The sequence below is a fragment of the Roseobacter sp. HKCCA0434 genome (assembly GCF_032464675.1).
Classification (GTDB): Bacteria; Pseudomonadota; Alphaproteobacteria; order Rhodobacterales; family Rhodobacteraceae; genus Pontivivens.
The window spans coordinates 1-25583 of sequence record NZ_JAWDKL010000022.1 but is presented as its reverse complement, the minus strand read 5'-3'; the positions used below and the strand labels follow the sequence as shown (position 1 = coordinate 25583).

The 25583-nt window shown below is 66.4% G+C and carries 29 protein-coding genes; 19 read left to right on the top strand and 10 right to left on the bottom strand.

The features are described from left to right. The first annotated feature begins 40 nt into the window (after positions 1–40). From irr to lpdA, 19 genes are all read left to right on the top strand, one after another. Entirely contained in the window at positions 41–472 is a 432-nt protein-coding gene (irr, locus tag RX333_RS13395) for a Fur family transcriptional regulator Irr (protein WP_316015455.1), read from the top strand. A gap of 71 nt (positions 473–543) precedes the next feature. After that, positions 544–1518: a sodium-dependent bicarbonate transport family permease gene (locus RX333_RS13390; protein WP_316015454.1), complete on the top strand. Its 975-nt coding sequence runs from the start codon at positions 544–546 to the stop codon at positions 1516–1518. Between the two features lies 1 nt (position 1519). Next, positions 1520–1846 (top strand): P-II family nitrogen regulator, encoded by a 327-nt coding sequence (locus RX333_RS13385; RefSeq protein ID WP_316015453.1) that lies wholly within the window; start codon positions 1520–1522, stop codon positions 1844–1846. A 144-nt stretch (positions 1847–1990) separates the two neighbouring features. Next, positions 1991–2935: a PhoH family protein gene (locus RX333_RS13380; RefSeq protein ID WP_316015491.1), complete on the top strand. Its 945-nt coding sequence runs from the start codon at positions 1991–1993 to the stop codon at positions 2933–2935. After that, positions 2932–3246 (top strand): hypothetical protein, encoded by a 315-nt coding sequence (locus RX333_RS13375; RefSeq protein ID WP_316015452.1) that lies wholly within the window; start codon positions 2932–2934, stop codon positions 3244–3246. The genes RX333_RS13380 and RX333_RS13375 overlap by 4 nt, the downstream gene beginning before the upstream one ends. Positions 3247–3318: 72 nt before the next feature. Next, entirely contained in the window at positions 3319–3474 is a 156-nt protein-coding gene (locus RX333_RS13370) for a hypothetical protein (protein WP_316015451.1), read from the top strand. Continuing rightward, positions 3471–3965 (top strand): rRNA maturation RNase YbeY, encoded by a 495-nt coding sequence (ybeY, locus tag RX333_RS13365; RefSeq protein ID WP_316015450.1) that lies wholly within the window; start codon positions 3471–3473, stop codon positions 3963–3965. The genes RX333_RS13370 and ybeY overlap by 4 nt, the downstream gene beginning before the upstream one ends. Positions 3966–4007: 42 nt before the next feature. After that, complete coding sequence (locus tag RX333_RS13360) at positions 4008–4940, top strand: hemolysin family protein (protein ID WP_316015449.1); 933 nt, start codon at positions 4008–4010, stop codon at positions 4938–4940. Continuing rightward, entirely contained in the window at positions 4937–6514 is a 1578-nt protein-coding gene (lnt, locus tag RX333_RS13355) for an apolipoprotein N-acyltransferase (RefSeq protein WP_316015448.1), read from the top strand. The genes RX333_RS13360 and lnt overlap by 4 nt, the downstream gene beginning before the upstream one ends. A 205-nt stretch (positions 6515–6719) precedes the next feature. Next, positions 6720–7913 (top strand): ADP-forming succinate--CoA ligase subunit beta, encoded by a 1194-nt coding sequence (gene sucC / locus RX333_RS13350; protein WP_316015447.1) that lies wholly within the window; start codon positions 6720–6722, stop codon positions 7911–7913. A gap of 5 nt (positions 7914–7918) precedes the next feature. After that, entirely contained in the window at positions 7919–8470 is a 552-nt protein-coding gene (locus RX333_RS13345; RefSeq protein WP_316015446.1) for a hypothetical protein, read from the top strand. A gap of 90 nt (positions 8471–8560) precedes the next feature. Further along, positions 8561–8866: a hypothetical protein gene (locus tag RX333_RS13340; RefSeq protein WP_316015445.1), complete on the top strand. Its 306-nt coding sequence runs from the start codon at positions 8561–8563 to the stop codon at positions 8864–8866. Positions 8867–8935: 69 nt separating this feature from the next. Next, positions 8936–9820, top strand: a complete 885-nt coding sequence (sucD, locus tag RX333_RS13335; RefSeq protein ID WP_316015444.1) for a succinate--CoA ligase subunit alpha — start codon at positions 8936–8938, stop codon at positions 9818–9820. 83 nt (positions 9821–9903) lie between these two features. Further along, the gene (locus RX333_RS13330) at positions 9904–10599 is read left to right on the top strand and encodes a hypothetical protein (protein WP_316015443.1); all 696 of its coding nucleotides are present in this window, start codon (positions 9904–9906) and stop codon (positions 10597–10599) included. A 70-nt stretch (positions 10600–10669) separates the two neighbouring features. Next, positions 10670–13624, top strand: coding sequence for a 2-oxoglutarate dehydrogenase E1 component (locus tag RX333_RS13325; RefSeq protein WP_316015442.1), 2955 nt, complete (start codon positions 10670–10672; stop codon positions 13622–13624). Position 13625: 1 nt separating this feature from the next. Then, entirely contained in the window at positions 13626–15173 is a 1548-nt protein-coding gene (gene odhB / locus RX333_RS13320; protein ID WP_316015441.1) for a 2-oxoglutarate dehydrogenase complex dihydrolipoyllysine-residue succinyltransferase, read from the top strand. 189 nt (positions 15174–15362) lie between these two features. Next, positions 15363–15743, top strand: a complete 381-nt coding sequence (locus RX333_RS13315) for a hypothetical protein (protein WP_316015440.1) — start codon at positions 15363–15365, stop codon at positions 15741–15743. Then, positions 15740–16117, top strand: coding sequence for an MAPEG family protein (locus RX333_RS13310; protein ID WP_316015439.1), 378 nt, complete (start codon positions 15740–15742; stop codon positions 16115–16117). Before RX333_RS13315 ends, RX333_RS13310 begins: the two co-directional genes overlap by 4 nt. A 110-nt stretch (positions 16118–16227) precedes the next feature. After that, positions 16228–17613: a dihydrolipoyl dehydrogenase gene (lpdA, locus tag RX333_RS13305; protein WP_316015438.1), complete on the top strand. Its 1386-nt coding sequence runs from the start codon at positions 16228–16230 to the stop codon at positions 17611–17613. A gap of 75 nt (positions 17614–17688) precedes the next feature. On the opposite strand, the gene trpA is transcribed toward lpdA, so the two are convergent. From trpA to RX333_RS13255, 10 genes are all read right to left on the bottom strand, one after another. Next, entirely contained in the window at positions 17689–18477 is a 789-nt protein-coding gene (gene trpA, locus RX333_RS13300; protein WP_316015437.1) for a tryptophan synthase subunit alpha, read from the bottom strand. Between the two features lie 133 nt (positions 18478–18610). Then, on the bottom strand, positions 18611–18937 hold the full coding sequence (locus RX333_RS13295) for a hypothetical protein (RefSeq protein ID WP_316015436.1): 327 nt from the start codon (positions 18935–18937) through the stop codon (positions 18611–18613). A gap of 69 nt (positions 18938–19006) precedes the next feature. Next, entirely contained in the window at positions 19007–19384 is a 378-nt protein-coding gene (locus RX333_RS13290) for a hypothetical protein (protein ID WP_316015435.1), read from the bottom strand. Positions 19385–19490: 106 nt separating this feature from the next. Further along, positions 19491–20075: a hypothetical protein gene (locus RX333_RS13285; protein WP_316015434.1), complete on the bottom strand. Its 585-nt coding sequence runs from the start codon at positions 20073–20075 to the stop codon at positions 19491–19493. An 87-nt stretch (positions 20076–20162) separates the two neighbouring features. Beyond that, the gene (trpB, locus tag RX333_RS13280; protein WP_316015433.1) at positions 20163–21383 is read right to left on the bottom strand and encodes a tryptophan synthase subunit beta; all 1221 of its coding nucleotides are present in this window, start codon (positions 21381–21383) and stop codon (positions 20163–20165) included. Between the two features lie 336 nt (positions 21384–21719). Continuing rightward, a complete protein-coding gene (locus RX333_RS13275; RefSeq protein WP_316015432.1) occupies positions 21720–22370 on the bottom strand; it encodes a phosphoribosylanthranilate isomerase in 651 nt (216 codons plus the stop codon). Continuing rightward, on the bottom strand, positions 22367–22702 hold the full coding sequence (locus tag RX333_RS13270; protein ID WP_316015431.1) for a LapA family protein: 336 nt from the start codon (positions 22700–22702) through the stop codon (positions 22367–22369). The genes RX333_RS13275 and RX333_RS13270 overlap by 4 nt, the downstream gene beginning before the upstream one ends. Positions 22703–22728: 26 nt before the next feature. Continuing rightward, the gene (gene ihfB / locus RX333_RS13265; RefSeq protein WP_316015490.1) at positions 22729–23034 is read right to left on the bottom strand and encodes an integration host factor subunit beta; all 306 of its coding nucleotides are present in this window, start codon (positions 23032–23034) and stop codon (positions 22729–22731) included. A gap of 244 nt (positions 23035–23278) precedes the next feature. Beyond that, positions 23279–24961: a 30S ribosomal protein S1 gene (rpsA, locus tag RX333_RS13260; protein ID WP_316015430.1), complete on the bottom strand. Its 1683-nt coding sequence runs from the start codon at positions 24959–24961 to the stop codon at positions 23279–23281. 252 nt (positions 24962–25213) lie between these two features. Continuing rightward, the coding region (locus RX333_RS13255) for a (d)CMP kinase (RefSeq protein ID WP_316015429.1) at positions 25214–25583 on the bottom strand (370 nt) is incomplete at its 5' end.

Sequence of the window (25583 nt, the reverse complement as noted above, 5' to 3'; positions counted from 1 at the left end):
CCCCATATAGTAGAGAGCGGAAACGGAAAGCTAAGCACTCATGACGCAGACTGCCACAACCGACCTGACCTCCCGCCGCGCCCGCGACTGGCTGGCGCAGGCCGACCTGCGGCCGACGCGCCAGCGGCTGAGCCTGGCGGAGCTGCTGATCGGCGACGGGCAGAACCGGCACGTCACGGCCGAAAGCCTGCACCACGCCGCCTCGCGCGCCGACGTGTCGGTCTCGCTCGCGACCGTCTACAACACGCTGCGCGCCTTCTGCGATGCGGGCCTGATGGCCGAGATCACGGTGGACGGCACCCGCTCCTATTTCGACACCCGCATCGACGACCATCCCCACTATTACTGGGAGGAGGACGGCACGCTGACCGACGCGCCCTCCGACTCGGTGAAGTTCGAACGTCTGCCCGAACCGCCCGAGGGGGCCGAGATCGCGAAGGTCGAGGTCGTCATCCGCCTGCGCAAGGGCTGATCCGGTTTCGGTTGCCTGACCCGCGCCGCCACGGCATATCTCGCGCAGACGTGACCTGACGGGATCTGCCGATGGAAATGCTCGCCCTCGCCGCGACCAACCTGACCTCGCCGGTCGTCCTCTTCTTCGTGCTGGGCTTCGCCGCAGCATTGGCGCGCAGCGACCTGTCGGTGCCCGAGGCGGTGGCCAAGGGGATCTCGCTCTACCTCCTGCTCGCCATCGGCTTCAAGGGCGGGGCCGGCGTCGCCGCCTCCGGGCTCGACGCACGTCTGGCGGCGAGCCTGCTGGCGGGCGTGATCCTCTCCGCCGCGATCCCCTTCGTCGCCTACGCGCTGCTGCGCGCGATGACCCGGCTCGACGCCACGAACGCGGCGGCGGTCGCGGCGCATTACGGCTCGATCTCCATCGTCACCTTCGTCGCCATGACCTCGCTGCTCGACGGGCGCGGCATCGCCTACGAGGGCTACATGGTCGCCGTCGCCGCCGCGATGGAGGCACCCGCCATCCTCTCCGCCCTCTTCATCACCGCCCGCGCGGGCAGCGCCGACAAGCCGATGGACCGCGAGCTGATGCGCGAGGTCATGCTCAACGGCTCCATCGTCTTGCTGACCGGCGCCTTCGCGATCGGCTGGATCACGGGCGAGGCGGGGCTGGAGCGGATCGCCCCCTTCATCGTGGCACCCTTCCAGGGGGTGCTGTGCTTCTTCCTGCTCGACATGGGCCTGATCGCGGCGCGCGGGCTGCGCGGCTCCGCGAAATCGCTCAGCGGCCGCGTCATCGCATTCGGCATTCTCATGCCCCTGATCGGCGCGGCGTTCGGCCTCGTCACCGGCTGGCTGCTGGGCCTCAGCACCGGCGGCATCGCCATCCTGACGACGCTCTCGGCCTCCGCCTCCTACATCGCCGTGCCCGCCGCGATGCGCGTGGCGCTGCCGCAGGCCAATCCGGGCATCTACCTCACGCTCTCGCTGGGTGTTACCTTCCCGTTCAACCTGACGGTCGGGCTCGCGCTCTACCTGACGCTCGCCCAGATGATCGGAGGCTGAGATGCAGACCCATCCCGCGAAACGCATCGAGATCGTCATCGAACGCCCGCTGCTGCGCCGCCTGACCGCGGCCCTCGATAGCACCGGCCTGCCCGGCTACACGGTGCTGCCGGTCTGGGGCGGCTCTGGCCGCTCCGGCCCCTGGACGCGCGAGGGGCAGGTGAGTGCGGCGGGCGGCATGGCCTGCGTGACCATCATCGCCGAGGCCGAACTGGCCGAACGCGCGCTGGAACAGGCCTTCGCGCTGGTCGAGCGCCATATCGGCATCGTTTCCATGACCGATTGCGAGGTCGTCCGTCCCGACCGCTTCGCCGCGCGCGACGGCTGACCCCTTGCCGAAGGCCGCGTGCCGGGCCACCTTCCGTCTCAGGCCCTTCATCCCGAAAGGATTCCCTTGGCGTCCGAGATCGTGACCACCCCGCCCTCGACCGAAGCCCGCGTGGCCGAGCATGTGCTCGACTTCCCCGACAACATGCTGCTGATCGAGCTGATCGGCCCGCATGGCGTCAACCTCGCCAAGATCGAGCAGTTGCTCGGCGTCGCCATCCACCATCGCGGCAACGAGTTCGCGATCACCGGCGACGAGCCCGACATCCAGCGCGCGGCCGAGGCGCTCGCCGCCCTCTACGACCGGCTCGAACAGGGCAAGAGCGTCGAGAGCGGCGATGTCGACGCCGCCATCCGCATGGGCCGCTCCGCGCAAGGGACCGAACCGCAGCCCGGCGACCAGGTCGAGATGTTCCCCGGCACCTCCGACAAGGTCGAGCTGCGCACCCGCAAGAAGGTGGTGGAGCCGCGCACCGCGACACAGAAATCCTATGTCGCCCAGCTGATCGAGCATGAGCTGGTCTTCGGCCTCGGCCCCGCGGGCACCGGCAAGACCTACCTCGCCGTCGCCGCCGCCATGCAGTTCTTCCTCGACGGGGCGGTGGACAAGATCATCCTGTCCCGTCCGGCGGTGGAGGCGGGCGAGCGGCTCGGCTTCCTGCCGGGCGACATGAAGGAGAAGGTCGACCCCTACATGCAGCCGCTCTACGACGCGCTCAACGACTTCCTGCCCGGCAAGCAGGTGCAGAAGCTGATGGAGGACAAGCGCATCGAGATCGCGCCGCTCGCCTTCATGCGCGGGCGCACGCTCTCGAACGCCTATGTCATCCTCGACGAGGCGCAGAACGCCACGACCATGCAGATGAAGATGTTCCTGACCCGCCTGGGCGAAAACTCCCGCATGGCCATCACCGGCGACATGAGCCAGATCGATCTGCCGCGCGGCGTCACCAGCGGCCTGGTGGAGGCCGAGCGTGTCCTGCGCGACGTCAAGGGCATCGCCTTCACCCGCTTCTCCGCCGAGGACGTCGTGCGCCACCCGCTCGTCGCCCGCATCATCAAGGCCTACGACGCGGACCCGGCGACGTGAGCGATCAAACTGATGACATTGTCCACCGCTACCGCCTCCCGAGCTGGGTGCTCTTCGCCGGTGGTCTGCTGTTCGTACTCCTTCTATGGGGGGCGGTCGGAGGCGACGCGCACGATATCTTCTACGTCGTGGCTGGGATCCCCTTCGCCATCGCCAGCGCTACGATCCTCTGGCGGCGGCATATCCGCGGGGACGAGACCGCAGGTTGGATCGCGGTGAACCGGGAAACGGCGCGACGTCACGCCCCCTATGACGAAGGGATGTATGCGCCGCGACCGGCCGATCGCCCAGAGGACCGGACCGGTGAGTAGCCGTCGGCACGAACCGGATGCGGAGGCGCTTGCCCGCCGGCTCCGCTCCCCCCGCTATACGAGGTAGAATACATGGGATCGAAACTCGTCTGGACCCTGCTGGCGCTGGCCCTCTTGCTTTTCGCGATCGGCATGGCCCTGCGCGCCTTCTTCCTCCTGATCGGCTGCGCGATCCTGATCGCCATCGCCGCCGTGATCTGGCGGCGGGTGCGCACGCCCGACCGATGACCACGCTCGACATCGTCATCGAGGACGACCGCTGGGAAAAGCTGCCCCTTGCCCGCCTCGCCGACGCGGCCACGCGGCTCGCGCTGACCGCCGCCCGCGCGCCCGAGGGCTACGAGATCGTGCTGATGGCCTGCGACGACGCGCGCATTGCCGCCCTCAATGCCGAGTTCCGCGGCAAGGCCAAGCCCACCAACGTGCTCAGCTGGCCCGCCCACGACCTCGCCCCCCTCTCGCCGGGCGAGGCCCCCGCCCTGCCCCCGCCCCCCGACGGGTTCGACGACGCGCTCGGCGACATGGCGCTCGCCTACGAGACCTGCATCGGCGAGGCGCGCGAACAGGGCAAATCCGTCGAGGATCACCTGACCCACCTGATCCTGCACGCCACCCTTCATCTGCTCGGCTACGACCACGAAACGCCGGAAGATGCCGCGTTGATGGAGGGAATCGAGACCCGCGCCCTTGCCAGCATCGGTGTTGCGGACCCATATTGACCCCAGCGGGCATCTCGACCCGCCCACCCGAGCACGGAGACGATGAGCGACAGTTCCGAAGGATCGCCCGGCGCGGCGCAACGCGCGCAGCCCGATCCGGCAAGCCCTCCCGCCCCGGCGGACACCTCGACCGGCGAAAGCGGCTGGTCCGCGCTGGTGTCCCGCTTCCTCTCGGCCCGCCCCCGGCCCGAGGCCGACGCCCCGCAAAGCGCGATGGAAAAGGTCTCCGAAGCCGGCGCGCGCGAGATGCTCATCAACCTGGGCAAGATGCGCGACATGCGGGTCGAGGACGTGGCCGTCCCGCGCGCCGACATCGTCGCCATCGGCCAGGACGCCCCACTTGACGAGATCATGCAGGTCTATCGCGACAGCGGCTTCACCCGGCTGCCGGTCTATGATGACACGCTCGACGATCCGCGCGGCTTCCTGCACCTCAAGGACCTGACCCTGCGCTACGGGTTCGGCGCCGATTCCGAGGGGGTGGAGATCGAACCGCTCCTGCGCCGCATCCTCTTCGTCCCGCCCTCCATGCCGCTCGGCGCGCTGTTGCAGCGGATGCAGAACACCCGCATCCACATCGCGCTGGTCATCGACGAATATGGCGGGGTCGACGGACTCGTGACCATCGAGGACCTGCTGGAGGAAATCGTCGGAGAGATCGAGGACGAGCACGACACCGAGGAGGCGAAGATGTGGCGCGAGGAATCCCCCGGCGTCTACATCGTCAACGCCCGCGCCGAGCTGACCGATTTCGAGGAGGTGGCGGGCGTCGACCTGCTCTCCGACAAGCTCGACGAGGAGGTCGACACGATGGGCGGCCTCGTCTTCATGCTGATCGGCCGGATCCCCGAACGGGCGGAGGTCATCGCCCATCCCGACGGGCACGAGTTCGAGGTGGTCGACGCCGATGCCCGCCGTGTGAAGCGCATGCGCGTGCGCATCGCGCAAGGCGACCAGCAGGCCGCCGCCGAATGACCCACGACATCGCGAGCATTCCCCGCGCCGCCGCGGCGCTCGCCCGGCTGCGCCGCTGGCCGCGCTTCCTCGTCACGCTGATCGCGGGGGGCTTGCTGACCTTCGCGCAGGAGCCGTGGGGCTTCTGGCCCGGTCTTCTGCTCGGCATGCCCGTCATCGTCTGGATGTGGTGGGCGCGCCTCGGCTGGAAACAGGCGGCGTGGACCGGCTGGACCGCCGGGTTCGGCATGATGATCGTCGCCTTCTACTGGATCGCCGAGGCGTTCCTCGTCGACATCGCCCGCCACGGCTGGCTGATCCCCATCGCGGTGGGCGGGCTGGCGGCGGGGCTGGCGTTGTTCTGGGCCGCCGCCTTCGCGCTGGCCCGCGTCCTCGCCCCGCGTCCCGGCGTCATCTCCGTCATCGCCCTCGCCCTGTCGCTCACCCTGCTGGAAATGGCGCGCACCTACGTGCTCACCGGCTTCCCCTGGGGCCTGCTCGCCTATGGCTGGATGGAGACGCCGCTCGCCCAGCTCTCCGCCCTGATCGGCCCGCACATGCTGGGCCTCGTCACCGTGCTGATGGGCGCGCTTCTGGCCTGCGCGGGTCGGGCGAGCTGGCCGACGCTGGTCTCCGCCGCGCTGCTCCTCGGCGGCTGGCAGATCGGCGCCGCCCGCCTGCCCGACGGCCCGGCCCCGCTGCGCGAAGACGGCTTCACCGCCCGCGTCGTGCAACCGAACGCCCCCCAGCGGGAGAAATGGCTGCCGGAGCGCGCACCCGTCTTCTACAACAACGCGCTCGATGCCAGCCGGGGCGGCGATTACGACGTCATCCTCTGGCCCGAAACCTCGGTCCCCCAGCGCATCGAGACGCCCGTCGTGCAGTTCGGCCCCTATCTCTACGGCTGGCAGGACATCTCCGACGCGACCGGCGGCCGCCCCGCCATCATCGGCACCCGGCGGCTGGAGGAGGAGCCCGACTGGCTCAACTGGTTCAACTCGCTCGCCGTGGTCGGCCGCAACGGAGAGATCCTCGCGCAATACGACAAGCACTCGCTGGTGCCGGGGGGGGAGTTCATGCCCTTCGACCGCCAGTTCGCGCGACTCGGCATCCGCACCATCGCGACTGAGAGCCGGGGCGGCTACGTTCCCGGCTCCGGCCCCGCGACGCTCGACGTCGCCGACATGCCGCGCGTGCTGCCGCTGATCTGCTACGAGGCGATCTTCCCGCACGAGGCGAACCCCGACGGCCCGCGCGCCGAATGGATCGGCCAGATCACCAACGATGCCTGGTTCGGGCGCAGCTCCGGCCCGTGGCAGCATCTCGCCCAGGTCCGCTACCGCGCGATCGAGCAGGGCCTGCCGGTCGCCCGCTCGGCCAATACCGGGATTTCGGGCTTCATCGACCCCTATGGCCGGATGACCCAGACCCTCGGCATCGGCGAGCAGGGCTGGCTAGAGCAGGTGCTGCCCGCCCCCATCTCGCGCCCTCCCTATTCGCGCAGCGGCGACCTGCCCGGTCTCGTCCTGCTGCTGGCCGGGCTCGCCGGACTTTCCCTGACCCTGAGGTCGGCGCGATTCGGTACACCATCGTAAACATGTGATCACAAGATTTTTGCGTGTGATCACATGCGGCCGAAAACCGCGCCAGACCCCGCGTTTCCGTGGCAATTCGTTTGAAAAGGCGCGCCCACCCGCCTAGCTTGCGCCGCAAGACACCGGGTCGCCGCACCCACATGTGCGCACCCGTCGACCGACCCGCCTGCAGGGCAGGCATCAGAAGACGACAAAGGATCGCGCCATGAACATCCACGAGTATCAGGCGAAGCAGCTTCTCAAGGCCTATGGCGCCCCCGTCTCGGACGGCCGCGTCGTGCTGAAGGCGGAGGAGGCCAAGGCCGCCGCGGGCGAGCTCGACGGCCCGCTCTGGGTCGTGAAGGCGCAAATTCACGCGGGCGGCCGCGGCAAGGGCTCCTTCAAGGAGGAAAGCGCCGGCGAGAAGGGCGGCGTGCGGCTGGCCAAATCGGTCGAGGAAGCGGCGGAGGAGGCGCAGAAGATGCTGGGCCGCACCCTCGTCACCCACCAGACCGGCCCGGCGGGCAAGCAGGTGAACCGCATCTACATCGAGGACGGCTCGGACATCGAGCGTGAGCTCTACCTCTCCATGCTGGTGGATCGCGAGACCTCGCGCATCTCCTTCGTCTGCTCGACCGAGGGCGGCATGGATATCGAGGAGGTCGCCGCCGAGACGCCCGAGAAGATCCTGAGCTTCGACGTCGATCCGGCCTCGGGCCTCTCCGGCTTCCACGGCCGCCGCGTCGCCTTCGCCCTCGGGCTCGAAGGGCCGCAGGTCAAGCAATGCGTCAAGCTGATCAACACGCTCTACAAGCTCTTCGTCGAGAAGGATCTCGAGATGCTCGAGATCAACCCGCTGATCGTCACCGACAAGGGCGACCTCAAGTGCCTCGACTGCAAGATGGGCTTCGACGGCAACGCGCTCTACCGCAACCCCGACGTGATGGCGCTGCGCGACGAGACGGAGGAGGATCCCAAGGAACTCGCCGCCTCCAAGTTCGACCTGAACTACATCGCGCTCGACGGTGAGATCGGCTGCATGGTGAACGGTGCGGGCCTCGCCATGGCGACGATGGACATCATCAAGCTCTACGGCGCGGAGCCCGCCAACTTCCTCGACGTGGGCGGCGGCGCGACGAAGGAGAAGGTGACCGAGGCCTTCAAGATCATCACCTCCGACGAGAACGTGAAGGGCATCCTGGTCAACATCTTCGGCGGCATCATGCGCTGCGACGTGATCGCCGAGGGCGTGGTCGCCGCGGTCAAGGAAGTCGGCCTCCAGGTCCCGCTGGTCGTCCGCCTCGAAGGCACGAATGTCGAGAAGGGCAAGGAGATCATCAACACCTCCGGCCTCGACGTAATCGCCGCCGACAACCTCGCCGACGCCGCCGAGAAGATCGTGAAGGCGGTGAAGGGGTGAGACAAATGTCATTCATTGTTCGCGCCGTCGCCGCATTTGCACTCCTCGGAACGCTTGGTGCCTGTGCCAGTGGAGCGTCGTCCGAGGCGATGACGCCGGCCGGCGTAGTGTCTGTTCAAGCGTCCAATGCGTTCGCCTCGAATGTTTACGTGGCACCGGTAGAAGGCGGTCAGTCTACCAATCCGCTCTGGACATCCGAAATTTCTGGGCAAGATTTTGGTACAGCACTCCAGTCAGCACTCGCTGACGCGGGTATGTACGCACCAGACGGCGACTATAGCTTAGAAGCGAGGCTCGTTTCAGTAGAACAGCCGATGATCGGTATCGCTCTGACCGTCACAACGACAGTAGAATACAATTTACGCGATGCGAACGGCTCAATCGTATTCTCGGAAACGATCGCGACACCCTACACAGCTCAATTCTCCGAAGCGTTCATGGCTGTGACCCGCTTAAAATTAGCCAATGAGGGTTCGGCAGAGCAGAATATCTCGGAGATCCTCAGCCGTCTTCGTCAAGCAGGTCAACGAATTGGATCCGTAGTACAAACAAGCTGAGCATTCGTGACCCAATGAATTGATCCAAAATACTTGGAACGATTTAGCCAGGGTAGCCCGTCTCGCAGAGCAGGATTTAGGAGTTCCATGATGCCATTCCGTGTCCACAAACTCCCTGACTGGGCCGTCGCCGGTCTCGCCGCGGCGGGGCTCGTCGGCCTCGGCGTGGCGCTCCTGCGCTGGCGGCCCGGTGCGCTCGACCTGCCCGGCGCGACCCGCGCGCCGAAGCTTCCCGACTTCCGCTCCGCCACCTCCATCCGGCGCGAGCTGCGCGAGGCGGCGGCGGAGGTCTCTCCCGGCAACGTGACCGACAGCGTCGGGCGCGGGCTGATCATCGCGGGCGTGCTTCTGGCGCTGGTCCGCGGCATCGACACCATAGACGAGGCGGCGGACTGACCCCGCGCCTCACCTGAACACCGGCGCGGGCCCCCGCGCCCCCCGGAACGACACAGCAAGGAGGCCCCAATGGCCGTACTCGTCAACGAAAACACCAAGGTGATCTGCCAGGGCCTGACCGGCAGCCAGGGCACCTTCCACTCCGAGCAGGCCATCGCCTACGGCACCAAGATGGTCGGCGGCGTGACGCCGGGCAAGGGCGGCACCGACCATATCGGCCTGCCCGTCTTCGACACCGTGGCCGAGGCCAAGCACGCGACCGATGCCAACGCCACCGCGATCTACGTCCCCCCGCCCTTCGCCGCCGACGCGATCCTGGAGGCGATCGACGCGGAGATGGAGCTGATCGTCTGCATCACCGAAGGCATCCCCGTGCTCGACATGATGAAGGTGAAGCGCGCGCTCGAAGGCTCCTCCTCCATCCTGATCGGCCCGAACTGCCCCGGCGTCATCACGCCCGACGCGTGCAAGATCGGCATCATGCCCGGCCATATCCACAAGCGCGGCTCGGTCGGCGTCGTGTCCCGCTCGGGCACCCTGACCTACGAGGCGGTGGGCCAAACCACCGCGGCGGGCCTGGGGCAGTCCACCTGCATCGGCATCGGCGGCGATCCCATCAAGGGCATGGAGCATATCGACGCGCTCGAACTCTTGCTGGGCGACCCCGAGACCGAGAGCATCATCATGATCGGCGAGATCGGCGGCAGCGCCGAGGAAGACGCCGCGCAATTCTACGCCGACGAGGTCAAGGCCGGCCGCGGCAAGCCGATCGCGGGCTTCATCGCGGGCCGCACGGCGCCTCCGGGCCGCCGCATGGGCCACGCGGGCGCCATCATCTCGGGCGGCAAGGGCGGCGCCGAGGACAAGATCGAAGCCATGCGCTCCGCCGGTTTCGTCATCGCCGAAAGCCCCGCGGGCCTGGGCGAGGCGGTCCTGAAGGCGATCGGGAAGTAACGATGTCAGAGCGCCCCAGTTTCGCGTCCCAAGGCGATGCACATGACGCAGGGCTTGCGAGCCTTGCTCACGTGCTCGCTGCGATGCGGGCGCTCGGCAGTCCCGCGGCGTCATGGTGCTACGCTCTTGCAGCGGCGGTTCTGACGATCAGTACTGCCGCCCTTCACGCTCAGGATATGGACCGTTCGTGGAAGGTTTGTCGCGAACCCCAGCCGACATTCGCAGCCATCGAGCAAGAGATTGTGAAGGCTGGTTGGCGACGCGCGCCTCTCGACGATCTGTCCGATGATACGATCGAGATCGTGGCCCAAGGTCGGCTCGCGACCGAAACGCTCGGGTTTTCGCCAACTCCGGCCAGAGTGCGCAGCGACCTCAATCTGAGACGAAACGCCGTTCGCGGGCTGCAGAACCGTGTAGCGGTCGATGGCGGTGGGATCGGTATCTTCCGCGCGCCTGGCGATGAAGTGCTGGCGATGGTCGTGAGCGTTCAGAACACCGAACACACGACCACCGTATCGTGCAGGGCCATCGTGAGCGAGATCGGCGTCGCACCCGTCATTTCTCAAATTCGCCAACAGGTCGGCGGCTCCATGGCGGCTGTGCCGGCGACCATTCCCATCAATTTCACCCTTCCAACTCTTATCCCCGAGCCCTTCCAGGAATGGAGCTCGGGGATGATCGTTAATCCGGATAGATTTCTCGATCTCGCCGATGTCGCACTCGTATCGCCGATGATCTTGGATACGAACGTCGTCCGCATTCGAGGAGAAAGCCGATGACGGCTGCCTCCTACGCCAACGAACCATCTCCTCCTTGTCTCCGGACGCCCTGCCGTCGAGAGGACCATCAATGACCGACCAGTCGAACAACGACCAGTTCCAGGCCTCTTCCTTCCTGCAGGGGCACAACGCGGAATATGTCGAGCAGCTTCACGCCCGCTACGCGGACGACCCGTCCAGCGTCGATCAGGACTGGGCCGACTTCTTCGCCGCACTCGACGAGAATCAGGGCGCGCAGGCCGCCGCCTCCGGCCCCTCCTGGGCGCGCACCGACTGGCCGCCGGTCCCGACCGGCGAGCTCGTCGCCGCGCTGACCGGCGAATGGGACGAGACGCCACCCGCCGATCTAGCCAAGAAGGTCGCGAAGAAGGCTGCCGACAAGGGTGTGGAACTGAGCGAGGAGCAGGTCCGCCAGGCCGTCACCGACTCGATCCGCGCCATCATGCTGATCCGCGCCTACCGCATCCGCGGGCATCTGGCCGCCGATCTCGACCCGCTCGATCTACGCGAGCCGGAGGACCACCCCGAGCTCGACCCCAAGACCTACGGCTTCACCAAGTCCGACTACGACCGCCCGATCTTCATCGATAACGTGCTGGGGCTGGAGGTAGCACCCCTGCGCAAGATCCTCGACATCCTCAAGCGTACCTATTGCGGCACCTTCGCGCTCCAGTTCATGCACATCTCGAACCCCGAGGAGTCCCAGTGGCTCAAGGAACGGATCGAGGGCTACGGCAAGGAGATCGCCTTCACCAAGCAGGGCCGCAAGGCGATCCTGAACAAGCTGGTGGAGGCCGAGGGCTTCGAGAAGTTCCTGCACGTCAAGTATACCGGCACCAAGCGGTTCGGCCTCGACGGCGGCGAAAGCCTGATCCCCGCGATGGAGCAGATCATCAAGCGCGGCGGCAATCTGGGCGTGAAGGAAATCGTCATCGGCATGCCGCACCGCGGGCGCCTCAGCGTGCTCGCCAACGTGATGGGCAAGCCCTACAAGGCGATCTTCAACGAGTTCCAGGGCGGCAGCTTCAAACCGGACGAGGTCGAAGGCTCGGGCGACGTCAAGTACCACCTCGGCGCTTCCTCCGACCGGGAGTTCGACGGCAACGAGGTGCACCTGTCGCTGACCGCGAACCCCTCGCATCTGGAGGCGGTGAACCCGGTCGTGATCGGCAAGGTCCGCGCCAAGCAGGCACAGCTCGGCGACGAGGACCGCACGCAAGTCCTGCCCGTGCTGCTGCACGGTGACGCGGCCTTCGCAGGGCAAGGCGTCGTCGCGGAATGTTTCGGCCTGTCGGGGCTGAAGGGCCACCGCACCGGCGGCACCATCCATATCGTGGTGAACAACCAGATCGGCTTCACCACCTCGCCGCACAACTCCCGCTCCTCGCCCTACCCCACCGACATCGCGCTGATGGTCGAGGCGCCGATCTTCCACGTGAACGGCGACGACCCGGAGGCGGTGGTCCACGCCGCCAAGGTCGCGACCGAGTTCCGGCAGAAATTCCACAAGGACGTCGTCATCGACATGTTCTGCTATCGCCGCTTCGGTCACAACGAGGGGGATGAACCGATGTTCACCCAGCCCCTCATGTACCAGAAGATCAAGAAGCAGAAGACGACCCTGCAACTCTATACCGAGCGTCTGGTCGAGGACGGCCTGATCCCCGAGGGAGAGATCGAGGACGCCAAGGCCGCCTTCCAGGCCCGCCTGAACGAGGAGTTCGAGGCCGGCAAGGAATACCGCCCGAACAAGGCCGACTGGCTCGACGGACGGTGGAGCCATCTGGAACGCCGCAAGGACGAATACCAGCGCGGCACCACCGCCGTCGACGTGGACAAGCTGCGCCAGATCGGCGAGGCCCTCACCCGCCTGCCCGACGGCTACACCCCGCACCGCACGGTCGAGCGCCTCCTGAAGGCCAAGGCCGAGATGATCGAGACCGGCAAGGGCATCGACTGGGCGACGGGCGAGGCGCTTGCCTTCGGCTCCCTGCTCGCCGAGGGCTACCCGGTGCGCCTGTCCGGTCAGGACTCGACGCGCGGCACCTTCTCCCAGCGCCATTCGGGCATCATCGACCAGAAGACGGAGGAGCGGTACCTCCCGCTCAACCACATCCAGGACGACCAGGCCCAGTACGAGGTCGTGGACTCGATGCTGTCGGAATACGCGGTGCTCGGCTTCGAATACGGCTACAGCCTCGCCGAACCCAATGCCCTGACCATGTGGGAAGCGCAGTTCGGCGACTTCGCCAACGGCGCGCAGATCATGATCGACCAGTTCATCAGTTCCGGCGAGTCCAAGTGGCTGCGCATGTCCGGCCTCGTGATGCTGCTGCCCCACGGCTACGAGGGTCAGGGGCCGGAGCATTCCTCCGCCCGGCTCGAACGCTTCCTGCAGATGTGCGGCGGCGACAACTGGATCGTCGCCAACTGCACCACGCCCGCCAACTACTTCCACATCCTGCGCCGCCAGCTGCACCGCAGCTTCCGCAAGCCGCTGGTGATGATGACGCCGAAATCGCTCCTGCGCCACAAGCAGGCGGTCTCGACGCTGGAGGAGCTGGGCGAGGGCTCCTCCTTCCACCGCGTGCTGTGGGACGATGCGCAGCAGGGCAATTCCGACTTCACCCTCGCGCCGGACGACAAGATCAAGCGCGTCGTCCTGTGCTCGGGCAAGGTCTATTACGACCTGCTCGCCGCCCGCGACGAGCAGGGGCTGGAGGATGTCTACCTCCTGCGGGTCGAGCAATATTACCCCTTCCCCGCCCAGTCGCTGAGCAAGGAGCTCGCCCGCTTCCCGCAGGCCGAGATCGTCTGGTGCCAGGAAGAGCCGAAGAACCAGGGCGCCTGGTCCTTCATCGAGCCCAACATCGAATGGGTGCTGAGCCGCAACAACGCCGCGACCAAGCGTCCGCGCTACGCGGGCCGCACCGCCTCCGCCTCGCCCGCGACGGGCCTGGCCTCGCAGCACAAACACGAACAGGAAGCGCTGGTGAACGACGCGCTGACCGGAGAAGGAAACTGACATGAGCACCGAAGTCCGCGTCCCCGCCTTGGGCGAATCCGTGACCGAAGCGACCGTCGCCACCTGGTTCAAGAAGCCCGGCGATGCCGTCGAGGTCGACGAGATGCTGTGCGAGCTGGAAACCGACAAGGTGACGGTGGAGGTCCCCGCCCCCGCCGCCGGTACGCTGGGTGAACTGGTGGCCGCCGAGGGCGAGACCGTCGCGCCAGACGCCCTGCTCGCCACCATCGAGGCGGGCGCCGCCTCCGCCGGGGCCGAAGACGTGAAGCCGCGCGAGGAAGCCCCCGCCAAGTCCGAGGACAATGCCGACGGGGCCGAGGCTCCGAAGGGCCATATCGACGTCCCCGTCCCCTCGCTGGGCGAGAGCGTGACCGAGGCCACCGTCGCCACCTGGTACAAGAAGGTCGGCGATCAGGTCGCCGCCGACGAGATGATCGCCGAGCTCGAAACCGACAAGGTCTCGGTCGAGGTCCCCGCACCCGAGGCCGGCACCATCTCCAAGATCCACGTCCAGGAGGGCGAGACCGTCGCCGCCGGCGGCATCCTCGCCGAGATGTCCGCCGAGGGCGCGTCCGTGCCCGGCCCGGCGCCCGACAGCCCCAAGGAGGAGGTCGAGACCTCCACCGACGGCGCGGGCCGCAAGGACGTCGAGAACGCCCCCTCTGCCAACAAGCTGATGGCGGAGAAGGGTCTCAGCCAGGATCAGGTCCAGGGCTCGGGCCGCGACGGCCGCATCATGAAGGAGGACGTGCTCAAGGCCGGGTCCTATGGCGGCACCAACGTGGCGAAATCCGCCGCCGCGCCCGCGCCCGCGCAGGCCAAGCGCGCCCCCTCCCCCGCCGACGACGCGGCGCGCGAGGAGCGGGTGAAGATGACCCGCCTGCGCCAGACCATCGCCCGCCGCCTCAAGGACGCGCAGAACACCGCCGCCATGCTCACCACCTATAACGAGGTGGACATGAAGGCGGTCATGGACCTGCGCAAGCAGTACAAGGACGAGTTCGAGAAGAAGCACGGCGTGCGCCTCGGCTTCATGTCCTTCTTCACCAAGGCCTGCGTCCACGCGCTGAACGAAGTGCCCGAGGTCAACGCGGAGATCGACGGCGACGAGATCGTCTACAAGAACTTCGTCCACATGGGCGTTGCGGCGGGCACCCCCACCGGCCTCGTCGTGCCGGTGATCCGCGACGCGCACGAGATGAGCTTCGCCCAGATCGAGAAGGCCATCGCCGAGAAGGGCCGCAAGGCCCGCGACGGCAAGCTCTCGATGGCCGAGATGCAGGGCGGCACCTTCACCATCTCCAACGGCGGCGTCTACGGCTCGCTCATGTCCTCGCCGATCCTCAACCCGCCGCAATCGGGGATCCTGGGGATGCACAAGATCGAGGACCGCCCGGTCGTCGTCGGCGGAGAGATCGTGATCCGCCCGATGATGTACCTCGCGCTCAGCTACGACCACCGCATCGTCGACGGCAAGGGCGCCGTGACCTTCCTCGTCCGCGTCAAGGAAGCGCTGGAAGACCCCCGCCGCCTGCTGATGGACCTCTAAAGCCGAGCCCCGCCCCGGACTTGATCCGGGGCCGCGCCGAACCGGAGACCGCGATGAAAGCCCCTCGCCACATAGGGCAGCCCCCGACCGCGGGTGGGGGTGAAGCCCCCGCCCGGGGGGGCGGTAGGGGGCTGCCCGGCGATGCCGGGCGACGCTTACCAAGCAACGAAGATGTAAGGTGGAGAGCGCATGTCTAACGAGATCTCAGAAGACTCGCGCCTTGAAAGGGCTGATGCCCTAGGTTTGGCAACTGCGCGAACTCTCATCGTTCTACATAGCGGAGCGATGCTCGCGATGCTTACCTATATTGGCGGCAATTCACGGGAAAGTGCGATTGCGATCCAAACTGAAGCGATTATCTCAGCAATAACATATTTCTCAGTGGGGACTGCTCTCGTACTGATAGCGCTGGCGCTGTCTTACTCATATACGGCAAGTGCGCCGGGTCAAAAATGGTCGATATTCTGGGCTGAGTGGATCATTCCTCTGAACCTCGTCGTCGCCATTGGTTCGACCGCGTTATTCTTCTCCGGGGTCCATGCAGTCGTGGCTGGGATTGAAGGACGATGACCCCCCTAGCCCTCTCCGCCCTGCTCTGGACCGTCTACCTCGCGACCTTCGCGGGGCTCGCCACCGCGCAGGTCGGCATGAGCAAGACCCTTGGCCCCCGCGACGACATGCGGCTGCACGGCCTCGCCGCGCGGGCGGACCGGGCGCAGCGCAATCATCTCGACAGTCTGATCCTGTTCACCGCCGCGACCGTCGCGCTCTACCTCGCCGACCGGACCAGCGGCCTGACCGCCAATCTCGGCTGGATCTACCTCGCCGCGCGCGTGGCCTACCTGCCCGCCTATCTCTCGGGCATTCCGGGCCTGCGCAGCCTCGTCTGGGGCGTCGGCTTCGTCGCCACGCTCCTCCTTCTCGTTCTCGCGGTGCTGCCGTGAGCGGCGTTAACCAAATCGGGCAGGCCCGACAGGTGCCATACGCGTGCCATACGCTTGCCATACGCATCGCAGCCCCCAAATTCGGGCATTAACCAATTCAGGAGACCCCCATGGCTGACTACGACGTCATCGTTATCGGAGCAGGCCCCGGCGGCTATGTCTGCGCCATCCGCTGCGCGCAACTGGGCCTGAAAACCGCCTGCGTCGAAAGCCGCGAAACCCTCGGCGGCACCTGCCTCAACGTCGGCTGCATCCCGTCGAAGGCGATGCTGCACGCCTCCGAGCTCTACCACGAAGCCACTGAGAACTTTGCGAAAATGGGCCTGATGGGCAAGAGCCCGTCGGTCGATCTGCCCAAGATGCTCGAGTACAAGCAGTCCACCGTGGACAGCAACACGCAAGGCATCGAGTTCCTGTTCAAGAAGAACAAGATCGACTGGCTCAAGGGCCACGGCTCGATCCCCGAAAAGGGCAAGGTCCAGGTCGGTGACGAGGTCCACACCGCGAAAAACATCGTGATTGCAACAGGTTCGCAAGCCGCAAGCCTCCCCGGCGTCGAGATCGACGAAAAGGTCGTCGTCACCTCCACCGGCGCGCTCGAGCTCAAGAAGGTGCCCGGCAAGATGATCGTCATCGGCGGCGGCGTGATCGGGCTGGAGCTCGGCTCGGTCTATTCCCGCCTCGGCGCCGAGGTCACGGTCATCGAGTACATGGACCACATCATTCCCGGCGCGGATGCCGAGGTTCAGAAGACCTTCCTGAAAATGCTGAAGAAGCAGGGCCTTAAGTTCGAGCTGAACGCCGCCGTCTCCGGCACCGAGGTCAAGAACGGCAAGGCCAAGGTCAATTACAAGAGCCGCAAGGATGACAGCGAGCACAGCCTCGACGCCGATATCGTCCTGCTCGCCACCGGCCGCCGCCCCTATACCGACAAGCTGGGCCTCGACGCGCTCGGCGTCGAGATGGAGCGCGGCATGGTCAAGACCGACGCGCACTGGAAGACCAACTTGGACGGCATCTACGCCATCGGCGACGTGATCGCGGGCCCGATGCTCGCGCACAAGGCCGAGGACGAGGGCATGGCCGTGGCCGAGACCATCGCGGGCCAGAAAGGCCACGTTAACTACTCGGTAATTCCGGGCGTGATATACACGCATCCCGAGGTCGCGAATGTCGGCAAGACCGAACAGCAGCTGAAGGAGGAAGGCCGCAAGTACAAGGTCGGCAAGTTCCCGTTCATGGGCAACGCGCGCGCCAAGAGCCATTTCCAAGGCGACGGCTTCGTCAAGCTGCTCGCCGATGCGGAGACCGACCGCATCCTCGGCTGCCACGTCATCGGCCCGATGGCGGGCGACCTGATCCACGAGGTCTGCGTCGCGATGGAATTCGGGGCCTCGGCAGAGGATCTTGCCCGGACCTGCCACGCGCATCCGACCTTCTCGGAGGCGATGCGGGAGGCGGCGCTCGCCTGCGGCGACGGTGCGATCCACGCCTGACTCACTCAAGGCGACAGAACGAGAAAGGGCGTCCCGATCGGGACGCCCTTTGCATGTCGAAGCGAAGATCTCGGATCAGCCGTGCGCCGCGTCCGCCAAGTCCTTGACGAATGCCAGCACCGAGGCCGCATCGTCCCCACGCGCCAGCCGCTCGACGATGGCCGAGCCGACGACGACGCCATCCGCGACCTTCGCCATTTCGGCCGCGGCCTCCGGCGTCTTGATGCCGAAGCCGACGCAGACCGGCAGGTCGGTCGCCGACTTGATGCGCGCGATCTCCGGCCCGACGCTGGCCGCATTGGCCTCGGCCGAGCCGGTAATCCCGGTGATCGAGACGTAGTAGACGAAGCCAGAGGTGTTCTGCAGCACCGTCGGCAGGCGCTTGTCGTTGGTGGTCGGCGTGGCCAGACGGATGAAGTTCAGCCCCGCTTCCTGCGCGGGGATGCAGAGCTCCGCATCCTCCTCGGGCGGCAGGTCTACGACGATCAACCCATCCGCACCGGACTCCGACGCCTCGGCCAGGAACCGCTCCACCCCCTTGGAGAAGATCGGGTTGTAATAGCCCATCAGCACGATCGGCGTGGTATCGTCGCCCTGCCGGAAGGTCCGCACCATGTCGAGCGTCTTGTCGAGCGTCATGCCCGCCTCGAGCGCGCGCTGACCGGCGAGCTGGATCGCCGGGCCGTCGGCCATCGGGTCCGTGAAGGGCATCCCGATCTCGATCACGTCCACGCCCGCGCCGGGCAGGCCCGCCAGCACCTCGGCACTGGCCTCGGGCGAGGGATCACCCGCCATGATGAAGGAGACGAAGGCCGTGCGGCCCTCACGCGAAAGCTCGGCGAATCTGGCGTCGATGCGGGTCATGGGAAGTCCTGTCTTGCGCTCGCCCCGGTCTAGCGAAGCTCCGTCGCTTTGACCAGTCGGCGTGGGTGCCGGACAGCAAACGGGCCGCACCCGATGAGGATGCGGCCCGTCATGGTTCGCGCGATGCGTCGCCTCAGCGCAGCAGGTCGGACAGCGCGCCGACGACGGCGATCGTCGCGTAGGTATCGCTCGACACCCGCACGATGCGGTCGTCGACGACCGCGTAGCGCTCGCCCGCGGGCAGCGGCGGCAGGCGGTAATCCTCCAGGTTCTGGAGGATCACGACATCGCGCTCGCCGTCATGATCGTCATAGCGGTCGTGGTCGCGGTTGCCGACCCGTCCTTCCCCGAGTTCGCACCAGCCCTTCATGGCGTGGCCCGGCGGGCAATGGTCGGGTTGGGCGGTCGCGGCACCGCCGAGAGCGGTCGCCGCGATGGCGGTAGCGATGAGGATACGCATGTTCGACTCCATCAGGTTGTTTACGCGTTCTGGCGAGACCAACGATCCGGAGCAGACGCCGGTTCCGGCTCAGTCCTTGCGGAAGAACTTGTTCTCGCGCGGCTTGCCGTCCCAGCCGGGCTTGCCCCGAGGCTTGTCGTCACGGTCGCCGCGATCCCCGCGGTAGCCACCGCGATCGCCCCGGTCACCACGATCACCGCCGCCGCCACGCTTGTCGAAGCCGCCCTTGCCGCCGCGATCGCCGCCCTTGAAGCCGCCACGGTCGCCGCCGCGATTGTCCTCGCGGTGCTCCCACTTCTTGAGCAGGCGCGCGTCGAACGTGTCGCGCCCGATTACGCCCTCGTTGCACCAGACGGTAGAGATCATGTCCCCGTCGGTCGCCTCGACCGCCATGCGCATCGAGCCTGCGGTGAGCACGACGATGTCGCCAATCGAATAGTCAGCCATATCGGTAGAATCCTGTATCCATGCCGGTGGCGTCTCCACCGGATCGGGCGTGCTTTGCGCTCAATTCCGTCCGGGCGCAAGCTGTTTCGTGGATCGCTTCGCGGCGTCAGTCGCGCGACAGGGCGTCGCTGGCGGCACCCGCGGCGCGGTCGACTGCGTCCCGCGCGGACGATGCGGCGTTGCCGCCGCCGTTGCCGTTGCCGTTCCCGCCGCCATTGCCATTGCCGCCGCCGTTGCCGCCGCCGTTGCCGCCACGGTTGCCGTTCTCGGCACCGCGATCGCTGCTGTTTCCGCTCGAACCAGCATTGCCGCGGGAGGTAGTCTGGGCCGAACTGCCCCCGAGGCGCTGCGACGCGGAGTCGAGCCTGCGTGTAACGGCGCTGCTGGTCTGGCGGCGCGGGGCCGGCTCGATCTCGTCGGGGCGCGCGACGGGCCGGATCTCGTCACCGAAGCGGGTGTAGCGATCGCGCAGGATCATGCCCGAGCCCGCGCCGAACAGCGTCTCGCGCGTGCCGTGTTCATCGGTGGAGATGATGACGGTGTGCCCCTGCCAGGTGCGCTGGACTGAGACTACCTCGTAGCCCTGCCCACGCAGGAATGCCGCCGCGACGTCAGGCGACGTCTCGGCCTGCACCGCACCGGATCCGATGCAAAGCAGCAGACAAATTGCGATGTTCTTCGCGACTCCCACGAGACCCCGAACGTTCCACACTTCCTCACATTAGGAATAGTTAACGCGCGGGCGCCGGATGACCAGTCTCCGGAAGCAAATTTCCGGTCAGATATCGACACCCAGCGCATCGGCGACGGTGAAGATGTCCTTGTCGCCGCGCCCGCACATGTTCATCACCAACAGGTGATCGGAGGGCAGATCGCCCGCGATCTTGGCCACGTGCGCCAGCGCGTGCGACGGCTCCAGCGCCGGAATGATCCCTTCGGTCACGCAGCACATCTGGAAGGCGTCGAGCGCCTCGCGATCGGTGGCGGAGACATACTCGACCCGACCGATATCGTTGAGCCAGGCATGTTCGGGCCCGATGCCCGGGTAATCGAGCCCGGCGGAGATGGAATGCCCCTCGATGATCTGCCCGTCCGCATCCTGCAGCAGATAGGTACGGTTGCCGTGCAGCACGCCGGGGCGCCCCCCGGTCAGGGAGGCCGCGTGCTCCATCTTCTCGTCGACGCCGTGGCCCCCGGCCTCGACCCCGATGATGCGCACGCTCTCGTCGTCGAGGAACGGGTGGAACAGGCCCATCGCGTTCGACCCGCCGCCGATGCAGGCGACCAGGCTGTCGGGGAGGCGGCCCTCCCGCTCCTGCATCTGGGCCTTCACCTCCTTGCCGATGATCGACTGAAAGTCGCGGACCATCGCCGGGTAGGGATGCGGCCCGGCGACCGTGCCGATGCAGTAGAACGTGCTGTCCACATTGGTGACCCAGTCGCGCAGCGCCTCGTTCATCGCGTCCTTCAGCGTGCCGCGACCCGATGTCACGGGCACGACCTTGGCGCCCAGCAGGTTCATGCGGAACACGTTGGGCTTTTGCCGCTCCACATCCGTCGCGCCCATGAAGACGATGCATTCCAGACCGAAGCGCGCGCAGACCGTCGCGGTCGCCACACCATGCTGGCCCGCGCCCGTCTCTGCGATGATGCGCTTCTTGCCCATGCGGCGTGCCAGCAGGATCTGGCCGAGCACGTTGTTGATCTTGTGCGCGCCGGTATGGTTCAGCTCGTCGCGCTTGAGGTAGATCTTCGCGCCGCCGAACCGCTCGGTCAGTCGCTCGGCGAAATAGAGTGGACTGGGGCGGCCGACATAATGCGTCCAAAGATCGTCCATCTCGGCCCAGAAGCCGTCATCCGTCTTGGCCCGCTCGTATTCCGCCTCCAGATCGAGGATCAGCGGCATCAGGGTTTCGGACACGAAGCGCCCGCCGAACTGGCCGAACCGACCCTGCGCGTCGGGACCTGCGGAAAAGGCGTTGGGCGTGTGATCGGTCATTTCGGTCAATCCTGCTTGGCGTTTGGCCCTGTCTATCGCCCCGCGATCCCCGCGTCGATACGGCGAATTTACCGCCCCGTAACCACGGGACAAAAAAAAGTGAGGCGGGGATGAAACCATTTCCGGCGTCACTAGTTATTTAAGCATCGAACGGCACATGACGCTTGTTTCAATCTGTCCCTGAAACAACCCTCATCGTTCGACAGGCAGGTCGGTGGTGCGTCCTGCTGCGTGTAGATTATCTGCATGACCCTTACGCCGCTCATTCCACGGGAATGAGCGGCGTTTTTTTTTGGTCGGCCCGGTATTCCGCACCATGCCACCCCAATTCGGGCTTCAGAGACTGACCGGCCGGCTTTCGGTCGCCTTCAAAAAGGCCGCGATGCGCTCGGGATCCTTTCGCCCCGGCTCGCTCTCCACCCCGCTCGACACGTCGAGCTGGGTCGCCCCAGTCAGGTTCGCCGCGCGCAGGGCGTTCTCGGGCATCAGTCCCCCGGCCAGCATCCACGGCACCGGCCAGCGGCGGCCCGACAGCAGCGACCAGTCGAAGGCCAGACCGTTGCCGCCGGGCAGGTCCGTCCCCTTCGGAGGCTTCGCGTCGACGAGGATCTGGTCGGCTACCCCGGCATAGAGGTCGATCCGGGGCAGGTCGTCGCGATCACACAGACCCACGGCCTTCATCACCGGCAAACCGTAGCGCGTCCGAACCTCGGACACCCTCTCGGGCGTCTCGCTCCCATGCAGTTGCAGCATGTCGATCGGGACGCGGTCGGTAATGGCGTCCAGCGTCGCGTCGTCGGCGTCCACGGTCAGCGCCACCTTGCAGATACCCGGCGGGACGGACGCCGCGAGCTCGCGCGCCGTCTCCACATCCACGTTGCGCGGCGATTTCTCGAAGAAGACGAAGCCGACATAGGACGCACCGGCCGCGATGGCGGCATCCAACCCGGCGCGGTCGCTCAGACCGCAGATCTTGGTGCGGATCACTTCAGCAGGGCGAGGACCTCGTCCTCCTCCCGCCCGGTCTCGGAGCGCAGGGTCGAGACCTCACGCTCCAGCTTGCCGATCTCGCGCTTGCGACGGCGGGCGATCGCCCGGACCCGGTATTCGCGCAGATATTCCAGGAAATAGCCGATCACGAAGCCCGCGGTCGCCATCCCGATCATCACGACGAAGAGCGGCATCTGGATCGACCAGTCGGTCAGGAAGGCAAACTGGCTCGGCATCAGCTGCACCGTCACCAGCTGACCGTTCGCGATGGCCAGCAAGATCACGATGATCGCCAGCAGCACGAGGAGCACCAGTTTCACGAATCTCATGGAAGAACCCTTTCCTTCGGCAGGGCTCACTTGCCGTTCAAGCGATCCCGCAGCAATTTGCCCGTCTTGAAGAAAGGTACGTGTTTTTCGTCAACGTCAACCGCTTCGCCCGTCCGCGGATTGCGACCGAGGCGCGCGTCCCGCTTCTTGACCGAGAAGGCGCCGAAGCCGCGCAGCTCCACCCGCTTCCCCTGTGCCAATGCATCGGTGATCATATCGAATACCGTGTTGACGATCCGCTCGGCCTCAGCGTGGCTGAGTTCGGGATTTTCGTCGGCGATCTTCTGGATCAGTTCGGACTTGATCACTGTTTTATTTCCTTCGGGCCGGATGCCCGCTTTAAGCCGATCTCTCTTTTTGGCATGTCACGAACCTGCGTGGCAAACCGAATTTGCAATGCAGGATAGGGCGCAGCGCGCCGAGGGCAACCCGCAAACGACCGCTCGAACGCTGCCAATGCAATAAAACAAGGGGGTTTCGGGCCGAAACGACCCGTCGACCGCCTCCTATCCCGCAGAATGAAAAACGGCGCCGCCAGTTGGTTGGCGACGCCGTTCAGTTCATCGAAGCGACGACTTATTCGTCGTCGCGGCCCTTCAGGGCTGCACCGAGGATGTCGCCGAGCGACGCGCCGGAGTCGGAGGAGCCGTACTGCTCGACCGCTTCCTTCTCCTCTGCGATCTCGCGCGCCTTGATCGACAGGCCCAGGCGGCGGGCGTTCTTGTCGATCTGGGTGATGCGCGCATCGACCTTGTCGCCGACCGAGAAACGCTCGGGGCGCTGCTCGGACCGGTCGCGGCTGAGGTCGGAGCGGCGGATGAAGGCCTTCATGCCGTCATACTCGACCTCGATCCCGCCATCCTCGATCGAGGTGACATTCACGGTCACGACCTGGCCACGCTTGATGCCGTCCACGGCACCGTCGAAGCTGTCGTCGAGCGCCTTGATCGAGAGGGAGATCCGCTCGCGGTCCGGGTCGATCTCGGTGACCTTCGCGCGGACGATGTCGCCCTTCTTGTAGTCCTCGATCGCATCCTCGCCACGGCGGTCCCAGTCGATGTCGCTGAGGTGCACCATGCCGTCGATGTCGCCTTCGAGACCGATGAACAGGCCGAACTCGGTGATGTTCTTCACCTCGCCCTCGACCTCGGTTCCCGGCGGGAAGGCGGCTTCGAAGTTCTCCCACGGGTTGCCCTGGGTCTGCTTGAGGCCGAGCGACACGCGACGTTTCGCGGTGTCGATCTCCAGCACCATGACCTCGACCTCCTGGGAGGTAGAGACGATCTTGCCCGGATGGACGTTCTTCTTGGTCCAGGACATCTCGGAGACGTGGACGAGTCCCTCGACACCCGGCTCCAGCTCCACGAACGCACCGTAATCGGTGATGTTGGTGACGCGGCCCGTGTGCTTGGACTCGATCGGGAACTTGCTCTCGACATCGTCCCACGGATCGGCCTGCAGCTGCTTCATGCCGAGGCTGATGCGCTGCGTCTCCTTGTTGATCTTGACGACCTGGACCTTCACGGTCTCGCCGATCGACAGGATCTCGGAGGGGTGGTTGACGCGGCGCCAGGCCATGTCGGTCACGTGCAGCAGGCCGTCCACACCGCCCAGATCGACGAAGGCGCCGTACTCGGTGATGTTCTTGACGACGCCCTCGATGACGTCACCCTCGGTCAGCTTGCCGACGATCTCGGCGCGCTGCTCGGCGCGGCTCTCTTCCAGAACGGCGCGGCGGGACACGACGATGTTGCCGCGACGGCGATCCATCTTGAGGATCTGGAACGGCTGGGGCAGGCCCATCAGCGGGCCCGCATCGCGCACGGGGCGCACGTCGACCTGGGAGCCGGGCAGGAAGGCCACGGCACCGCCGAGATCGACGGTGAAGCCGCCCTTGACGCGACCGAAGATGGCGCCCTCGACGCGCTCTTCCTTGTCGTAGGCCTTTTCCAGACGGTCCCATGCCTCTTCGCGGCGGGCCTTGTCGCGGGAGATGACGGCCTCGCCACGCGCGTTCTCGACGCGCTCGAGATAGACCTCGACCTCGTCGCCGGGGGCGAGCTCGGCTTCCTCACCGGGCTTTGCGAATTCCTTGAGTTCGACGCGGCCTTCCATCTTGTAGCCGATGTCGATGATGGCCTGTCCCGCTTCGATCGCGATGACGGTGCCCTTGACGACCGTGCCCTCTTCGGGGGTCGTCAGCTCGAAGCTCTCGTTCAGGAGGGCTTCGAAATCTTCCATGCTTGTTTCAGTAGCCATACTGGCAGTTTCTCCTAAGGGGTCGATTTCACTGGCCAGGCGGTTGGCTCCGCCGGTCTTTCGCTGGATGCCGTCCGGTGGCGGACACCGCACGATGCCATAGGGAATCGCGCCGCTTGCCGGAGTCCGGGCGACAGGCGGGGCTATACGCCCTTTGGTGCGAGGAGGCAACCCGAGCCGCCTTTCGCTGCTGACGGAGCCTCCGGCGGGGCTATTTTGACGAAGCAGAAGAGCAGCCGGGGCGCCAGGCCGTCAGCGGCGCACCATCCCGACCCGGCGGATGGCCTTGGCGACGGCGGCCTCGATGCTCATGTGGGTGGTGTCGAGCAGGACGGCATCTTCGGCCGGGCGCAGCGGGGCGGTGTCGCGCCCGGCATCGCGCCGATCCCGCGCCTTGAGGTCGTCGAGCACCTCGTCCACCGTCAGATCGGGCCGGGTCTTGACCAGTTCCGCATGGCGCCGCCGCGCGCGCTCGTCGTCCGAAGCGGTGACGAACAGCTTCACCTCCGCATCGGGACAGACCACCGTACCGATATCGCGCCCGTCCAGCACGGCCCCGCCGCCGCGCCGCGCGAAGGCGCGCTGCCAGTCGAGCAGTGCCGCCCGCACGCGCGGCAGCGCC

Bases quoted from the DNA above. Each gene is read 5' to 3' on its own strand.
- irr (WP_316015455.1), top strand. From the start codon at position 41: ATGACGCAGACTGCCACAACCGACCTGACCTCCCGCCGCGCCCGCGAC.
- RX333_RS13390 (WP_316015454.1), top strand. From the start codon at position 544: ATGGAAATGCTCGCCCTCGCCGCGACCAACCTGACCTCGCCGGTCGTC.
- RX333_RS13385 (WP_316015453.1), top strand. From the start codon at position 1,520: ATGCAGACCCATCCCGCGAAACGCATCGAGATCGTCATCGAACGCCCG.
- RX333_RS13380 (WP_316015491.1), top strand. From the start codon at position 1,991: ATGCTGCTGATCGAGCTGATCGGCCCGCATGGCGTCAACCTCGCCAAG.
- RX333_RS13370 (WP_316015451.1), top strand. From the start codon at position 3,319: ATGGGATCGAAACTCGTCTGGACCCTGCTGGCGCTGGCCCTCTTGCTT.
- ybeY (WP_316015450.1), top strand. From the start codon at position 3,471: ATGACCACGCTCGACATCGTCATCGAGGACGACCGCTGGGAAAAGCTG.
- RX333_RS13360 (WP_316015449.1), top strand. From the start codon at position 4,008: ATGAGCGACAGTTCCGAAGGATCGCCCGGCGCGGCGCAACGCGCGCAG.
- lnt (WP_316015448.1), top strand. From the start codon at position 4,937: ATGACCCACGACATCGCGAGCATTCCCCGCGCCGCCGCGGCGCTCGCC.
- sucC (WP_316015447.1), top strand. From the start codon at position 6,720: ATGAACATCCACGAGTATCAGGCGAAGCAGCTTCTCAAGGCCTATGGC.
- RX333_RS13345 (WP_316015446.1), top strand. From the start codon at position 7,919: ATGTCATTCATTGTTCGCGCCGTCGCCGCATTTGCACTCCTCGGAACG.
- RX333_RS13340 (WP_316015445.1), top strand. From the start codon at position 8,561: ATGCCATTCCGTGTCCACAAACTCCCTGACTGGGCCGTCGCCGGTCTC.
- sucD (WP_316015444.1), top strand. From the start codon at position 8,936: ATGGCCGTACTCGTCAACGAAAACACCAAGGTGATCTGCCAGGGCCTG.
- RX333_RS13330 (WP_316015443.1), top strand. From the start codon at position 9,904: ATGCGGGCGCTCGGCAGTCCCGCGGCGTCATGGTGCTACGCTCTTGCA.
- RX333_RS13325 (WP_316015442.1), top strand. From the start codon at position 10,670: ATGACCGACCAGTCGAACAACGACCAGTTCCAGGCCTCTTCCTTCCTG.
- odhB (WP_316015441.1), top strand. From the start codon at position 13,626: ATGAGCACCGAAGTCCGCGTCCCCGCCTTGGGCGAATCCGTGACCGAA.
- RX333_RS13315 (WP_316015440.1), top strand. From the start codon at position 15,363: ATGTCTAACGAGATCTCAGAAGACTCGCGCCTTGAAAGGGCTGATGCC.
- RX333_RS13310 (WP_316015439.1), top strand. From the start codon at position 15,740: ATGACCCCCCTAGCCCTCTCCGCCCTGCTCTGGACCGTCTACCTCGCG.
- lpdA (WP_316015438.1), top strand. From the start codon at position 16,228: ATGGCTGACTACGACGTCATCGTTATCGGAGCAGGCCCCGGCGGCTAT.
- trpA (WP_316015437.1), bottom strand. From the start codon at position 18,477: ATGACCCGCATCGACGCCAGATTCGCCGAGCTTTCGCGTGAGGGCCGC.
- RX333_RS13295 (WP_316015436.1), bottom strand. From the start codon at position 18,937: ATGCGTATCCTCATCGCTACCGCCATCGCGGCGACCGCTCTCGGCGGT.
- RX333_RS13290 (WP_316015435.1), bottom strand. From the start codon at position 19,384: ATGGCTGACTATTCGATTGGCGACATCGTCGTGCTCACCGCAGGCTCG.
- trpB (WP_316015433.1), bottom strand. From the start codon at position 21,383: ATGACCGATCACACGCCCAACGCCTTTTCCGCAGGTCCCGACGCGCAG.
- RX333_RS13270 (WP_316015431.1), bottom strand. From the start codon at position 22,702: ATGAGATTCGTGAAACTGGTGCTCCTCGTGCTGCTGGCGATCATCGTG.
- rpsA (WP_316015430.1), bottom strand. From the start codon at position 24,961: ATGGCTACTGAAACAAGCATGGAAGATTTCGAAGCCCTCCTGAACGAG.